Here is a 15,387-nt window from a genome sequence, read left to right as displayed (position 1 = left end):
TGGGAAAAAGACTTCCGTCCGACCGGCTACCTGTAGCTAAATTAATAACGCCCGATATGAGGAAAAATTGAAAAACAAAAGTTGAATTGCATGCTCGTTTAATCAAACGGACCTTCAATTAAATCAATTTGCAATCAGTTTTTTCTTAAGCGGCAACTTTATCAAGTTCTCAATTTTTTGCAAGGTAGTCGAGGGTAATTGCTCTAAATCGGTTGCAGTGATTTTTAGATTATTTATTTTTATGTAATTGGTCTGCTTAAAAGTTGGATCCAGAAGGTTATTATTTGAATTAAAGTAATCTAGGTAAACTTTACAAGCCCTTATGTCGCCCTGCACGCCTATATTAAATACCGTTGATAATACCCTGTGTATCAGTAACCGATATTTATCCGCTTCATGTTTATAGAGATCATGTTCTTTAAATTCTCGAAGGTGTTTGTAAACTGTTTCTTCACTTAACCCAGCCTCATTGGCTATTTGTGTGTTGGTGGGCATACAATTATTTTTTTGCATTAGATCCGATACACTACCTAATATCCTTAAATGATTTCTCTGCCATGTATGATTTTTTATTTGAGTGTAGAAAGTATGGTCTTTTGATAAACTATTTTCCAAATAAGTAAGGAAATCTTCGATGGCATTATCTATTGCAAGGCCATCTTTATTTTTATAAGCTGTACTTAAAACCTCAAGCTTACTATTAATTGCGGCTTGTATGACTTTTTTGTTTTCGTCAACTTTTTTCAACTTTTTTTTCATATTGTTTTCTAATTCGTTTGCCAAGGTTTTAGGACTCCGGCATTATAACAATCCTCAGCACACTTCAAAAAAAAATCTGTTTCCATTTTAAACACACTACTACCATTTATTACATGTTTTATCTTGTCCAACAAACCAGGCATATTTAAACCGCCTAAAGTGAATGCTATCTTTTGCACAGCCCTGGTGCGGCTTCCAGCCTGTAAACTGTTTAGATCATTCAGTAACTTATTTACAAGCCCATTGTTACCTTCAATTTTAGTGTTGGTGTTTTCCTTTACCTGTTCCCGTTTTTTAGATTGCTTAGTTTTAAAACGGCTTATTTTTAAAGGTTCGGGGTTATGTCGGTAAAGCATATTTGCATCATAAGAGACATATCGTAAATTTTCGGGCTTCTTTCCCTTGCTTTCATCCGGCTGTATGCCGTAACCTTTGAGAATTTCAAAACAATGATCTGCATAAGCTTCTAATTTCTCCGGCTCAGAAATCAAAGCCAAAGCGTAAAAACCCTTCCCACTACAGGACAAACCACAAAAGGCAATAAAAGGCAAATCAAATACGGCCTGTTTCAGATCCTCAATATCAAATTGCCGAATGTCCTTGTAATCAAAGTCCAATTGCATCAATCCGGACGGTTCCAATATTTCAACCTGGCCTTTTGCTTTGGACCGTAAAAGTGCTGCTGGGGTAAATGCTTGCAATTTTGCTTTAATTGACTTTGTTTTTATCTTATAATCAAGGGTCTCAATATTGAGGGAGCGAAGCTTACAAATTTCTCCTATATTAGCAGCGAATTGAGTAAACAGGATATCCCGAAAAGTTGCGGCCTTGCCGGTATTATCTGCATGACTGGTATAAAGTGAAACTTGCCTGTCTAACCACATGGCAATAGCTTTATAATGTTTGCAATTTGCAAAAGCATGTATAGGGGTTTGCAAACTTGCAAATGTGTATTAATGTTTGCAAAAACTATTTGCAAATGAATTTTGCAAACTTGCAAACGGTTGTTTTTATTGGCTTTCATCGGTTACAAGTTTATAATAAACAATTTTGTCTTTGGTTTCCTTTGATAACTTACAGGGTTCGCCATCTTGGTTGAACATTTCTTTAGCGGAACACATAATATCAGTGAGTCTACTTTCAATTGTTCTTATACTCGCTTTAAAATCTTTACAAAGTTTTTCTAATAATTCAGTCCTTGTTAAGCTGGTGCCATCACCTAAATACATTTCTATAAACTCAATTATATCTTCATTAGAGGCTTTTTGTTTCCTGTTGTTTATTACTGCTGATATATCGCTTGTATTAGCTAAAACAAGCCCTTTAGCCTCATCACTGTATTTGATATAAAAAGGTGTATGCCGTGCCGAACTTCTACATTTCAAATATTTAACCCGGATAATATCAGTATCATTTTGGCTTGCATCTTTTTCAAAACCTACCTGCATAACCGTGCTGGACTTATTCATTAACTCGGTCCCAAAATGCCCCCGTGCCTTGTCGCTTTTTGGGTTTTCATGTATTAAACAAAGGAATATTACATTGTGTTCGTTAATAGCCATATTCATAAGATCAATTAATTCCATGCTTTTATCGGTCTTATTGAAATCTTCAATACAATCCGTTGAAACATCCAGTACAATAAACAGAGGGCTTTTTGTTGTTTCCCTTATGTGGTTAAGGTATTCATTCAATGCAGTAAACCTTTCCTTTCTGTTGATCTGCAAAAGGCTTATGTACTCAAAGTTGTAAGGGTGTGCTTCCAGCGCATAGCCTGCTTTCATTTGTATTGATTGTAAAGCAAAAGGCAATTGCTCCGATAAATTCCTTTCAGTATCTACATAAACAACTGTATGCGCACTGTCAAAGTTTACCCGTTTAAATCCTAATAACTCATTTTTGCAATCATGCTGTTTTAAAAATGCAGCACAAATATTTTCAGCCAACCGGCTTTTGTGTACACCTGCCTGGCCCTGAATTACATTGATCGTATGCGGAAATATTACAGGGTTTTCACCCTGCTGCAGCACCGGCTGGGAAAACTTAATTTCTTTCGCCTTTTTTTCCTTTAACCTTTCCCTTGTTTCAAGTATTGTCTTCAGGTTATTTGATAATTCGCTAATGGTGATAGTCTCTTTTTCACCAGTGAAGACTTCTGCTTCCAAAACAGGGACCGACTTTTTTATTGATTGTCCCATAATAAAAAAGGGGTTGCTGGGTTAAATATGCCTCTATCTTTGATCTGTCTTTTATACTTGGGGTTAGTTGAATGTTTACGCATTTCTAACCTCCTTTTTTTTTACTTAAATACTGATCTGTTTCCACTGCTAATTCGGAAATTGTTTTTTTCTTACCCAGCTTCAACCATGTATCAATCTCGGATTTTAGAAATCTCAATTTTTTACCCCCTTTGTGGTGTGGGATTAAACAGGCATGGACCCACCCGTAAACAGTAGGCTTTGCAGGTTTGTCTGGCAGGTAGTTACAAAGTTCTGTGAGATCAAACCAAAAGTCTGTTTGGGTTAGTTGTTCTTGCTTTTGAAATTTTAGAATTCTCTTGAGCGAATTTTCAATAAGCGTTTCAAGTTCGGGGGCTGAAATTTGTGTAATTGTTACCGCTTGCATTTTAAATTATGTTTGATGAACACAAAGTTTTATTGCAAAATTGTATTTGTACGGTTTCTTGTACGGACAATTATCCGTACAATTTTGTTTTGGTATTTAAAAACGTTTCAATTATTTGTTTTGCATCTGTTGGAATATTGGGAAGTATCAGATCAACAACTTTTTTAAACCGTTTATCATTTGCTCTAATTTCCAACATCGGGGCAAAAAACTGCCTTGCTTTTTTGGGACTTGTATGTATATTAAAAAGGGTCGAAATTCTTTGACAGTATTTTTCTTTGCCTTCGTCAAATCCAATTTCCTCAAAACCGCTTTGATGTACGATGGAACAAAAAAGGCCAAAGGCTGGGCCCTCGATCTTTAAATAATTTTGAACTTCTCCCTTATCTTTTGCATTAATATCTTTTATATTTTCACCCAATAAATCAAATGGTTGTTTTGTAAAATTATCAATCCATTGTATTAAGTTCTTTTCAATTATTCCCCTATGTTGTGCCGGAAAGCTTTGAGGATTAAGAGAAATGTATTCAAATGTAAAATATAGCCATTTAAGAGGGTCGCCGCCTTGCTCTCTATACTCATCAAATAATAATCTAAATATCTTGATAAGTTCGGTTTCGTCTGTAAACAATTTCAAATATTTACTAAGTGAAAACCTTTCGTTTGAGTATATCGCTTCAAGTTCATATTCGTTTAATTCATACTCAGGGTTTTGCTCAATAAATTGAGCTTTTGAAAGTTTACTTTTAGTAAAGTTCCAATAAACAGGAAATTGTGAAATTTGACCATAAAATGAAATATAATCTTTCGCTTTGAGTATACCTTTTTGTTTTGCGTCCATATTACCTGAATCAAAATTCTTTGCTTTAAGAATATCGGCTATTGAAAATTTTTTCTCTGCGTTCGCTAATTCATCCTGAGTAATAAATTCACAAAATTCCCCAATTCTTTCCCATGCTAAACAAGAAATCTCATAACAATCGTCACAAAAACCTTCATTGTCAAAGACACTTTTATTTTTAAAATCGGCCTTATCAAAGTCCTCCCTTAACTGTTGACATAAACACCAATAATTCCCAATTAAAGTGCAATTAAAATAAGTAAAGTTTTCCAATTTCTTTGATTCAAGAAAGAGTTTAGAAAAAAAGCCGCTGAAACCGAAGTATTGATAATCTCCTAATGCTCCATTTGCAAAACTTTCTAATCTAAAGAATGCTTCGTTAAGTAAACTTATTACATCAGTTATCGTTAAAGGAATTAATTTTTCAGGGATAACGTTTGTTGTATCTTTTTCACAATAAGGACAATTTTTACTTTCAACTGGAATGAAACAATCACAATGCATACAGTTCTTAGTAACTGCTATTCCGTTAATTTCCATTAGCCTTTATAGTTTCCTCTAAATTACAAACCTATTTTGAAAAGGCTGTTAAAGCATTTGTTGTTTCGTGTATTTTTTCAACTTCAAATCCTGCAAGGTAGCTTTTTGTTGTTTTCATATCGCTATGCCCTAAAGCTTCACTTATAAACTCCATGCTTACGCCTGAATTTCTTAATACTGTAGCAAAACTATGCCTTGCAAAATAGGTGGTAACTTCTTTATTTATTTTAAGGGCCCCTGCAATCCGCTTCATAAACTTATTAATCGTCTTTGTTAGTTGCTGAATAATCTGCCTTTCTCTTTCTGCAGTTATTCCTTTTTGCAAGTGAGGGAAAACATAGCTTTCAGGGTTAATTGAAGGTACTCCCCAGGTTTTAATAATTGCCAATGCCTCTGACTTTAAAGAAACAACTATTTTTTCGCTGTCTTTTTTACTTCTTTTAGTCTTTGCCCTTTCGTATTTCAAAATATTACCTTCAATATTTTTACGCTTCAACAAACAAAGGTCCTTTACATTTAACCCGTTGCATAGGTAAATAAATATCCAATAATCTTTTGCCATTCCTTCGTTTGTTCCGGCGGTTGGCTGGTAATTAAATATTTTCGCTATTTCCTCAAGGGTCAAAGCCTTTTTAATATTCTTACTTGTTGGTATTGAATATTTGCCCTTGCCCTCCCCAAATGGGTAAAGACTTTTATCAATACTTGCCCTGTTGAATATTGCCCTTAAACTCCTTAAATAAATACCAACGGTTGTTTTACTCTTTTCTTTTTCCAACATCCAGTTTTCATACTGCATCAAAAATGCTTTTGTGATATCAGCATATTTCAAACCCTTTTTAAAACTCTCTATGCTTTTTTTTGCAACCTCATAACTTACAGCCGTACCGATCCTGTTTTCCTCTCTTAATTCCTTAATATACTTGTCAAATCCAAAGGCTATGCTGTCGGCTGCATCCCTGTTTTCTAAATAAATATCTTCAAACATTCCAAAAGTAAAAACGGATAAGGTCCCAACGGCTTCAATTGCTTTGCTTTCAAAAGAATGAATTTTATTATAAACTTCTTTATCTGCTTCGCTTCTCCTTTTTGCAATCATAATTCTTTCAAAATCGGGTGCCTTCAGGCTTATTCCGGTGGGGTAATACTTCTTTTTTCGTTGGCTTGTTACTCTTATTGACACGGAGCAATTCCCGTCTTTTTGGGGATGCCATTTGTCTATAAATGCGGAAACGGTGGCTATGTTCATAACGTTGTATTTTTTAGCTGTGAGGTAACTCCGACACAACTCCGACACAAAAATACAAATTAACACGAAAAAACCATTAACAAACTGATAATAATAAAAGCTTTAACAGCATTGATTTTACAGAGATAAAGGCAGCTTTGTTTGTTTTATTATTTCTTTTGTTTTTAGACAAGTTTATGACTGTTAATCAGAGGGTCGTTGGTTCAAGTCCAACAGGGGGAGCAAAAATGAACCAGTTATGTATAATGCACAACTGGTTTTTTATTTTCAATTTGCCCAAACTAATTTTTAAAGGCATTTTGATATTTCACCATTTCTCGAATTAAAAAAATCTTCTTCCCTACTTAAGAATGCTGCATTCTCCTATTTTCAGCATAAACAGGTGCAATAATCGATTTGGGTTTCCTCCTTATAAATCCGGAACGTTGGTTCGGAACTTACAGGGAATTAAAAATTCTTAAAAATAATCAACCCCCCGGCACAACTCAATCCCTCAATAAACTTCAAGCCATTTTAATTCACCGGTTACAGGCATGACTGCATTGTTTTTTGCACAGTAAGATGTGACAATACTTTTAACAAATTACTGCCTCTCCATTTTTACCCTTTCATTTAATCACTATTAGAACAATAAAAGCATTAGTAATCACACCATTTTTTTAATAGTTTATACGCCTGCATATTTTGTGATACGCTGATTTTATACTTGTCCGTTTCTGACATCATGCTGTCCGCCACACGGCTAAAACCCAGGATACCTTTGCATTCTACATAACAATCAAATAAAAATAAAATGAAAAAATATCTATTCGCAGTACAAGTCTTCGGTTTAACTGCCATGTTTCCGGTAACAGCATTTCTTGAGTTAAGCCACGGAGCAAGAAATTCTTCTGAAAATATTTCTGCAGTAGCAGAAACAACGAAACCAGGAAAATCAGTAACCGTTTTGCATGATGCGCTAAATGAAAAAGCGGCAACTGAAACAGTTAGTTTCAGACTTCAAACAATTTTACTAAAAAATATTTTAAACTGAAATAATTATGAAAAAAGTATTACTGATCAGCATTGTCTTATTTAATGCAATTGCTTCAAAGGCGCAAACAGATACTTCCAAAGTAGAGCAGTATTGCCAGGTAATTGCTACCCCAAGGTTATTAAGCAATAAAGTAACGATTGATATTGACTTTGGCGAGGAGAAAAGTTTTTGGAGAGATAACCGGCTTAAAACAGAGGAAGGAAAAATAAAAAAATTCAATACCATTATTGATGCACTTAATTATATGGGCTTTACGGGATGGACTTTTATAAATGCTTATCCTGTACGCAGGGGAGATACTGAAATTTTTCATTTCGCCTTTAAAAAACAATTTGTAAAATCTGAAATTGAAAACCAATCAGACATCAAAAAACAGTAATGCTCAAATTAATGTTATGAAAGATACTAAAACACCGCTATTGCTTTTCACCGTGCTATTATTATCCGTTTTTTTCAATGCATGCAGGCCTGTCCGCAATTTTTTCAGCAAGCCAACACCTTACAGTGGCAGCAATAATTTTACAAATAAATTACCTGCTTATGATCCTGCAAAAAAAACAGTATTCATCGTTGCTGACAACAAACTGACAGAACTTTTTGATATGCTTACACCGTTTTATTTATTTAATGCTACCCAAAAAGCAAATGTATATATCGTTGCAAAAGCCAATATTCCCATACTGATCAAAAAAGATCTTTATGTAGTGCCGCAATTAACTTTTAACCAGGCAGATGCTATGCCATTACAGGCTGACGTTATTGTGATCCCTGCGTTATCAATAAGGGATGAACACCAGGATACTACGGTTATTAACTTTATAAAAAGACATTTTACACCAGGCACCAAAATGCTGGCGATATGTGATGGTGCCTCCACCGCCGCAGCTACCGGACTTTACGACGGAAAATTAATTACCTGCCATGCATCTGATTTTGCCGGAATAAAAAAACATTTCGGTAAACCCGTTTGGGTACAAAATATGCCCGTTGTTAAAAGCGGTAATTTATTTAGTACGGCAGGAGTATCCAATGCGGTGGATGGAAGCCTTGCCGTGATAAATGAACTGTTTGGGCACGAAACAATGCTGAAGATGCTGAATGAAGTTAATTACCCCTTTCCCGAAACCAGGTCATCACATCAAAGTATAGCCCTGAGTGGAAACAACAAATTCACCGCAGCAAAGAAGATATTTTTCAGGAAAAACCGGGATATCGGTTTATTACTTGAAAATAATATCAATGAATTTGAAATGGCTGCTTTACTGGATACATACGCACGCAGTCTACCGGCTTCTTTTAAAACTTTTGTACTGCATGATTCAACCGTACAAACCAAATACGGACTAACGCTTGTAGCTACAGGAAATAAAAGCGTGAAGGGGCTGGATGAATTACATGTACTGACGCCGGATTTATTTTCTATTGAAGCCGCATTACGTTTTAAAAACACCAGGATTATCAGGTATGATAAAATGCAACAACAATACCTGGTTGATATCTGCCTACAAAGAATCGGGGTACTTTATGGTGAAAAATTTAAACAGTTTGTAAAAATAACACTGGACTACAATTAAAAATATTTACCGAAAAACATACAACAACTATTTATACTTAAAAATAACAAAGATGAAAATAGCACAACTCATTATAATTATGCTTTCATGGTCAACCGTTTCTTCCGGCCTGGTACCAATAAAAACAGTCAACCCAAACGAAATCATTGGTATATACTGGTCTCCAAAAAAAGATGCAAAAATTGAGATCTATAAAAAAGGGGATCGTTATTTTGGAAAATCTGTGTGGGTAGCCCGGCCGGGAAAAGATATTAAGAATCCCAACGAATCTTTGCAAAAAAGAGACCTGCTCGGAATTGAACTGCTTACTGGTTTTTCCTATGATGATGGCACTTACAGCGATGGAAAAATTTATGATCCCGAAAGCGGTAAAACCTACAGTTGTAAAATGACCTTATCCGGTGATAAACTAAAAGTGAGAGGATATATTGGCATATCGCTATTTGGCCGTACAGAAATATTTGAACGTGTAAAATAATTATAAACAATAAAAAATAAAATAATGATTGCAGTAATAATTGGAATTGTATCTGGCCTTCTTGTAATATTAACTATCGCTTTATTGAAACAATTACACAAGCCCACTGTTTATGGGCTGATACTTTCGGGAATTGGTTTTATTTATACCGGCTTTACCTGGACCGATCGGGTAGCATTATTGGTAGCTGCAGTGCAGGCTGTTTTCTTTCTGTTCCTGTCTTATTTTGGCATCAGGAAAAATATCGGTTTTCTGATAGCGGGCTATTTCCTGCACGGAACTTGGGACATGGCCTATGGCTTATTTCCATCTTCACACTTAATACCTCCGCATTACGATTTCTTCTGCTTATCAATAGACTTTACCATGGGTTTATATTTACTGGTATTAAAAAGGCAGCAGAAATGAAATGTAAAAAATGTTAAACAACTGGTTATTTCGTCAATAAATTTCTAAATTGCTTTGTATGAAACTTTACATTAAAAACATGGTTTGCCCACGCTGTATGAAAGCGGTGGAACAGGTTTTCAAAAACGTGGATGTAAAGCCTTTGGATATTCACCTGGGAGAAGTACTGCTGAAAGATCCGCTTACTCCTGCACAATTACAATCGGTAAACACACAATTACAGCAACTGGGTTTTGAATTATTAGACGATAATAAGAAACAACTGATAGAAAAAATAAAATCCATTGTAATTGAGCACATACATTACAGGGAGGATGAAAAATTTATTTTTTCGGAAGTAGTAGCTGCTGCATTACACAAAGATTATTCTGTACTCAGTAAATTATTCTCCGAAACAGAAGGTATCACCATCGAACAATATGTTATCCAGCAAAAAATTGAAAGAGTAAAAGAACTGCTGGTTTATAATGAAATGAACCTGAACGAAATTGCTTTTAAATTAAATTATAGTAGCGTAGCACACCTGTCTGCACAGTTTAAAAAAGTTACCGGCCTCACACCATCTCAATTTAAAGCCCAGGATATTCACCTGCGCAAATCACTGGACGGCCTTTAGCATTTCAATTAAATAATACATTTTACCCCACGTAATGTAACAGCCTCCCGGCTTGCGCAGTATAGTTTTGTGTCATCAAAAAAACAATACTCATACAATACGATATAAATCTAATCCCGAATTGTGTAATAGTAAAAGTATGGTGCCGGAGTAGCTTTGTATAAAATATTAAACAGTAGATCATGAAACACACTTATAACATTAGCGGCATGACATGTTCATCCTGCCAGGCAAAAGTAGAAAGCTTATTAACAAAAACAGAGGGCGTAACAAAAGTTACTACCGATTTACAACACAAGACAGCGGAAATTGAAATGAGTAAACATGTGGCAACTGAAACATTACAGGCTGCATTAAAAGAATATCCCAAATATCAATTATCAGAAGTAGTTGCAATGCCGGCACATATTAGTATTGACGAAACGGAAGAAAAAAGATCCTGGCTGGCAACTTACAGGCCCATATTGCTCATTTTTGCATATATAACAGTTGTTTCGGCCATTGCCGCCGGCACCGGTAACAGCTTCAATCTATGGACCGGATTACGCATCTTTATGAGCGGCTTCTTCCTGGTATTCTCCTTTTTTAAAATGCTCGATCTCAATGGTTTTGCCGACAGCTATTCCATGTACGATATTATTGCAAAAAAATTCAGGCCCTGGGGATACATCTATGCCTTTACCGAACTTTTTCTTGGGCTGATGTTTGCTATAAACTACCAGCCGGTTGTAATGAACTACGTTACGCTTGTTGTAATGTTGGTAAGTATAATCGGGGTACTGCAAAGCGTATTCAATAAACGAAAAATTAAATGTGCCTGCCTGGGTGCGGTTTTTAATTTACCCATGAGCACGGTAACTATAATAGAAGATGCATTAATGATAGCCATGAGTATAGCCATGATCATTAAAATGTGGTAAGCAAATAGCCCGATTATTGAAGGCTGTTTTAGCCGCATAATAACATCAATTTTTAAAAATATTAAATCAACTACAATGAAATCTTTATTAACCGCTGTAATTTTTGTTTTGGCAACACAATACGCAGCAACAGCACAAAAAAACATTGCCACATTTAAACCCATATTAATCGCTTATTACGATGTAAAGAATGCACTGGTAAATACCGATGCAGCAAAAGCAGCACTGGTTGCCAGTCAATTTGTAAAAGTCATTAATGGTATTGACACTAAAACCTTGCCAGCTGCCGAACTTAAATCATTTATTGCGGTACAAAATAAATTACAGCAGGCTGCAGCAAATATAGCCGCCACCAAAGACATCAATAAGCAACGAGATCTTTTTGCCGGTTTCTCAATCGATATGTATGCACTGGCAAAAGACGTAAAACTATCTGACCAGCCGGTGTACCAGGACTATTGCCCGATGAAGAAAATGTACTGGTTGTCGAATGAAAAAAATATTAAGAACCCTTACTATGGTAATGCAATGTTAACCTGCGGAAGTATAACAGCAACCATAAACCCATAAATACTAAGCCGTATTAAAATCAGCATAAACAAACACATTATGAAGCCTGTATTTATTTTAACGATCAGCTTATTATTCTCGCTCTCTTGCCATAGCCAGACAGAACCCATGACTATGAAAGGCCAGGATACCGGTAAGAGGGTAATGAAAACAGACAATGCAAAAGCAATGCCAATGGGTATGAGCATGAATATGCCGGGTAAAACGCACCTGCCTTTTTATACCAAAAAAGGTAACAGGGTAATTTATCATTTGTACATCAGCGATACCATTGTAAACTATACCGGTAAAAAAAGAAAGGCATTGGCAATTAACGGATCTATCCCGGCACCTGCATTAACTTTTACAGAAGGCGATACAGCAGAAATATATGTGCATAACAGCATGATGATGGAAACATCCATTCACTGGCACGGCCTGTTGTTGCCTAACAGGTACGATGGTGTTTCTTTTCTTACTTAACCACCGCACCAATTAAAATGGGTGATACACACTACTATACATTTCCCATTGTGCAAAACGGTACGTATTGGTATCATTCGCATACTATGATGCAACAGCAAAGTGGCTTGTATGGCGCCATTGTAATTCATAAAAAAAATGAGCCACCCGTAAAAGAATATACATTATTACTCAGCGACTGGACAAATGAAAACCCCGACCAGGTAGACCGTTCACTGCACAATGCAACAGACTGGTATGGCATCCGCAAAGGAAGTACACAGAGTTATGCAGAAGCTATAAGGCAGGGGCATTTTAAAACCAAATTCAATAACGAATGGAAAAGAATGACTGCAATGGATGTGAGTGATGTGTATTACGACCGTTTTTTAAGTAACGGAAAGGCCGAAAATGAAGCGCCGCAATTTAAGGCCGGCGATAAAGTAAAACTCAGGGTCATCAACGGCAGTTCCTCCACTTATTTCTGGTTACAATATGCAGGAAGCAAATTAACGGTAGTGGCCAACGATGGAAAGGATGTGGAACCTGTGGAAGCAGACAGGATGATCATTGCGGTGTCGGAAACTTATGATATTATGATCACCATTCCTGATAATAAAAGCTACGAGTTTTCAGCTACAGCCGAAGACAGAACCAGATCAACTTCGCTGTGGCTGGGCAGTGGCAATAAAGTAAAATTACCGCCTATGCCAAGGCTTAAATATTTTGCAGGCATGAAGATGATGAACGATATGATGAAGATGAATGGCGATATGAACGATATGGGCATGCAAATGAGTTTGCAGCAGATGGATATGAATACGGTAATGTATCCCGAAATAACAGGCGATGAAAAACCTGCTATGGATTCCATGCAGGCAATGAATATGAATGCAGGTGATATGGTGACTTTAAATTATGCCATGCTCAGGTCTCCGGTAAATACAGCATTACCATCCAATGCTCCGGTGAGGGAACTGCATTTTAATTTATCGGGTAATATGAACCGTTATGTATGGTCGGTAGATAACAAAACCGTTTCAGAAACAGATAAGATACTGATCAATAAAGGAGAAAACATACGCATCATTATGTACAACGGTACCATGATGCGCCACCCCATGCATTTGCATGGCCACTTCTTCAGGGTGATCAACGGGCAGGGTGATTATTCGCCATTGAAAAATGTACTGGATATTATGCCAATGGAAACAGACACACTTGAATTTGCTGCTACTGAAAGCGGGGATTGGTTTTTTCATTGCCATATTTTATACCACATGATGAGTGGTATGGGCAGATTATTCAGTTATGCCAATTCCCCTGTTAATCCTGAAATACCCGATCCGCAAAAAGCCATCCGGAAAATTTATGCCGATGACAGGAAGATACACAGCATGGCAAAAATTGGGTTAGAAAGCAATGGCACTGATGGAGAAATACAATTTGCCAATACCCGCTTTCAATTACAAACAGAATGGCGGGTGGGGCTGAATGCTGAAAACGGTTACGAATCAGAAAGCCACCTGGGCAGGTACATGGGTAAAATGCAATGGTGGTTCCCCTACATTGGCTGGGATTTCAGGTACCGTAAAATGAATGCGCCGGAGAAAAATATTTTCGGGCAGGTAAATGATAAAGATAACCGCAAGGCATTTTGTATTGGCCTGGAATATACTTTACCGCTTTTGGTAAAAGCAGATGCAAGGTTTGATACCGAAGGTAAACTAAGGTTGCAGTTAATGCGGGAAGATGTACCGGTATCTAAAAGACTGCGGTTTAATTTTATGGTGAATACCGATAAGGAATACATGGCAGGCTTAAGGTATGCATTTACCAAATACTTTTCAGTATCCTCTCATTACGACAGCGATATGGGGTTGGGGGCCGGAATCACCATTACCTATTGATAAAAAACGCAAAGGGATGGTGCAGAAATATATCACCGGCAGCTGCTTGTTAAAGCTTATCACCTGGCTGTTTTTGACGTACGGATGTCTTTTGCAGTAATTTTATGTAAGGTAAATTTGGCTATCGAAAAATGTTATCATTAAACCTTTTTACTATGGTAGAAATTTTTAAAACCAACGTTCGCAATAAAAAAGAGGCAAAGCAAATAGCAAACCTGCTTAAGTCCGCTTTTTCGGAGGCTCGTATAAATTTTGATTTGAGCGACTGCGACAAAATACTTCGGGTAGAGGGAATTAATGAATCCAACACACCTGTTATAGTGGCTGGTTTAAATAAGCTGGGGTTTCAATGTGAAATTTTAAATTGATAACAGGTTTGTCTTTTTCTGACACTGTATTGTCCTTTTATCCATTTCATGCCTGTATACCTTTACTACACATAAAATAGAAATATGCAAACAATAGCATTTATAATTCCACCACATGTAGAACTGCTTGATCTTGCCGGGCCGGTACAGGTTTTTGTTGAAGCCAGATTTTATGGCTTTGAAGTAAATATTGAATTTTATCACTTTAAAGATAAACCGGTAAGTACTGCCGGGCTGGGCTTTGGCAAAATACAGGACTTTACAGAAGCGAAACTAAAAGAAGGTGATTTTGTTTTTGTACCCGGTATGGATTTTGAATACGTCAACAGCATTGCTTTTAGGGCAGAAAGAGAATTTTTTAACTGGCTGAAAGAATGTTCCGATAAAAAAATTACCGTGTGCTCCATTTGCAATGGTGCCTTTGCGTTAGGGCATGCCGGTTTATTAAGAGATACTGAATGCACTACCCACTGGAGACGTGTAAAGGAATTGCAAACACAATTTCCATCTGCTAAAGTGTTGGAGGATATTCTTTTTGTAAAAAGTAATAATGTATACACAAGCGCAGGCATTAGTGCAGGTATCGACCTGGCATTAGCCATCCTTGAAGATTTAAAAGGCCCGTTATTTACCCATAAAGTAGCAAGAGGCCTGGTGGTGTATCACAGAAGAAGCGGCAGGCATAATCAGCAAAGTATTTATTTGGATTACAGAAATCATATTAATCCGCAGATACATGAAGTACAAGACTACCTTATTGATAATTTGTCTAAGGAAAATGATATTGAAACCCTGGCCTCACTGGTGGGTATGAGCGCAAGAAACCTTAGCCGGGTTTTTAAAGAAAAAACAGGTTCTACCATACTTGAATACCTCACCCTTTTAAGAAAAGAATATGCCGGTACTATGTTAAATAACCCTGAATATACCATCGAGTACATAGCATCCCGCTGTGGTTTTAAAACCGCAAGGCAATTACAAAGGATATTAAAAAAATAATACCGCATTAACAAGATTGAAAATATATAACGCACCCAAACAAAAGCCATTAC

At 36.6% G+C, this 15,387-nt stretch carries 18 protein-coding genes; 12 read left to right on the top strand and 6 right to left on the bottom strand.

Going from position 1 to position 15,387, the window contains the following annotated elements; all coding sequences use genetic code 11:
- Positions 1 to 123: 123 nt before the first annotated feature.
- The 6 genes from ACYVM0_RS25925 to ACYVM0_RS25900 all read right to left on the bottom strand — a co-directional run bounded on the left by ACYVM0_RS25925 (position 124) and on the right by ACYVM0_RS25900 (position 6,014).
- Positions 124 to 783 (bottom strand): hypothetical protein, encoded by a 660-nt coding sequence (locus tag ACYVM0_RS25925; protein ID WP_460562192.1) that lies wholly within the window; start codon positions 781 to 783, stop codon positions 124 to 126.
- Entirely contained in the window at positions 768 to 1,697 is a 930-nt protein-coding gene (locus ACYVM0_RS25920) for a BT4734/BF3469 family protein (RefSeq protein WP_460562190.1), read from the bottom strand. Before ACYVM0_RS25920 ends, ACYVM0_RS25925 begins: the two co-directional genes overlap by 16 nt.
- Positions 1,698 to 1,769: 72 nt before the next feature.
- Complete coding sequence (locus ACYVM0_RS25915; RefSeq protein ID WP_460562188.1) at positions 1,770 to 2,705, bottom strand: hypothetical protein; 936 nt, start codon at positions 2,703 to 2,705, stop codon at positions 1,770 to 1,772.
- A gap of 337 nt (positions 2,706 to 3,042) precedes the next feature.
- A complete protein-coding gene (locus ACYVM0_RS25910; protein WP_460562186.1) occupies positions 3,043 to 3,384 on the bottom strand; it encodes a helix-turn-helix domain-containing protein in 342 nt (113 codons plus the stop codon).
- A gap of 70 nt (positions 3,385 to 3,454) precedes the next feature.
- Positions 3,455 to 4,765: a hypothetical protein gene (locus ACYVM0_RS25905; protein WP_460562184.1), complete on the bottom strand. Its 1,311-nt coding sequence runs from the start codon at positions 4,763 to 4,765 to the stop codon at positions 3,455 to 3,457.
- 31 nt (positions 4,766 to 4,796) lie between these two features.
- Positions 4,797 to 6,014 carry a tyrosine-type recombinase/integrase gene (locus ACYVM0_RS25900; protein ID WP_460562183.1) on the bottom strand — a complete coding sequence of 406 codons (1,218 nt, stop codon included), beginning with the start codon at positions 6,012 to 6,014 and terminating at the stop codon, positions 4,797 to 4,799.
- 793 nt (positions 6,015 to 6,807) lie between these two features.
- On the opposite strand from ACYVM0_RS25900, the gene ACYVM0_RS25895 reads away from it, so the two are divergent.
- From ACYVM0_RS25895 to ACYVM0_RS25840, 12 genes are all read left to right on the top strand, one after another.
- Positions 6,808 to 7,047, top strand: coding sequence for a hypothetical protein (locus ACYVM0_RS25895; RefSeq protein WP_460562182.1), 240 nt, complete (start codon positions 6,808 to 6,810; stop codon positions 7,045 to 7,047).
- Positions 7,048 to 7,054: 7 nt separating this feature from the next.
- Positions 7,055 to 7,429, top strand: coding sequence for a hypothetical protein (locus tag ACYVM0_RS25890; protein WP_460562181.1), 375 nt, complete (start codon positions 7,055 to 7,057; stop codon positions 7,427 to 7,429).
- Positions 7,430 to 7,445: 16 nt separating this feature from the next.
- A complete protein-coding gene (locus ACYVM0_RS25885) occupies positions 7,446 to 8,624 on the top strand; it encodes a type 1 glutamine amidotransferase family protein (RefSeq protein WP_460562179.1) in 1,179 nt (392 codons plus the stop codon).
- 52 nt (positions 8,625 to 8,676) lie between these two features.
- On the top strand, positions 8,677 to 9,102 hold the full coding sequence (locus ACYVM0_RS25880) for a DUF2147 domain-containing protein (protein WP_460562177.1): 426 nt from the start codon (positions 8,677 to 8,679) through the stop codon (positions 9,100 to 9,102).
- A 24-nt stretch (positions 9,103 to 9,126) separates the two neighbouring features.
- Complete coding sequence (locus ACYVM0_RS25875; RefSeq protein WP_460562175.1) at positions 9,127 to 9,510, top strand: DUF6010 family protein; 384 nt, start codon at positions 9,127 to 9,129, stop codon at positions 9,508 to 9,510.
- A 58-nt stretch (positions 9,511 to 9,568) separates the two neighbouring features.
- Positions 9,569 to 10,126 (top strand): helix-turn-helix domain-containing protein, encoded by a 558-nt coding sequence (locus ACYVM0_RS25870; protein WP_460562173.1) that lies wholly within the window; start codon positions 9,569 to 9,571, stop codon positions 10,124 to 10,126.
- 182 nt (positions 10,127 to 10,308) lie between these two features.
- Entirely contained in the window at positions 10,309 to 11,046 is a 738-nt protein-coding gene (locus ACYVM0_RS25865; protein ID WP_460562171.1) for a heavy-metal-associated domain-containing protein, read from the top strand.
- A 75-nt stretch (positions 11,047 to 11,121) separates the two neighbouring features.
- The gene (locus ACYVM0_RS25860) at positions 11,122 to 11,616 is read left to right on the top strand and encodes a DUF3347 domain-containing protein (RefSeq protein ID WP_460562169.1); all 495 of its coding nucleotides are present in this window, start codon (positions 11,122 to 11,124) and stop codon (positions 11,614 to 11,616) included.
- A gap of 39 nt (positions 11,617 to 11,655) precedes the next feature.
- Positions 11,656 to 12,078, top strand: coding sequence for a cupredoxin domain-containing protein (locus ACYVM0_RS25855; RefSeq protein ID WP_460562167.1), 423 nt, complete (start codon positions 11,656 to 11,658; stop codon positions 12,076 to 12,078).
- Between the two features lie 17 nt (positions 12,079 to 12,095).
- Positions 12,096 to 13,967, top strand: coding sequence for a copper resistance system multicopper oxidase (locus ACYVM0_RS25850; protein ID WP_460562165.1), 1,872 nt, complete (start codon positions 12,096 to 12,098; stop codon positions 13,965 to 13,967).
- Positions 13,968 to 14,122: 155 nt separating this feature from the next.
- On the top strand, positions 14,123 to 14,335 hold the full coding sequence (locus tag ACYVM0_RS25845; protein ID WP_460562163.1) for a hypothetical protein: 213 nt from the start codon (positions 14,123 to 14,125) through the stop codon (positions 14,333 to 14,335).
- A gap of 84 nt (positions 14,336 to 14,419) precedes the next feature.
- Positions 14,420 to 15,334, top strand: a complete 915-nt coding sequence (locus ACYVM0_RS25840; protein WP_460562161.1) for a GlxA family transcriptional regulator — start codon at positions 14,420 to 14,422, stop codon at positions 15,332 to 15,334.
- The last annotated feature ends 53 nt before the right edge of the window (positions 15,335 to 15,387 follow it).

The organism is Ferruginibacter profundus (assembly GCF_054783275.1).
This window is presented reverse-complemented; position numbering and strand designations above follow the sequence as displayed.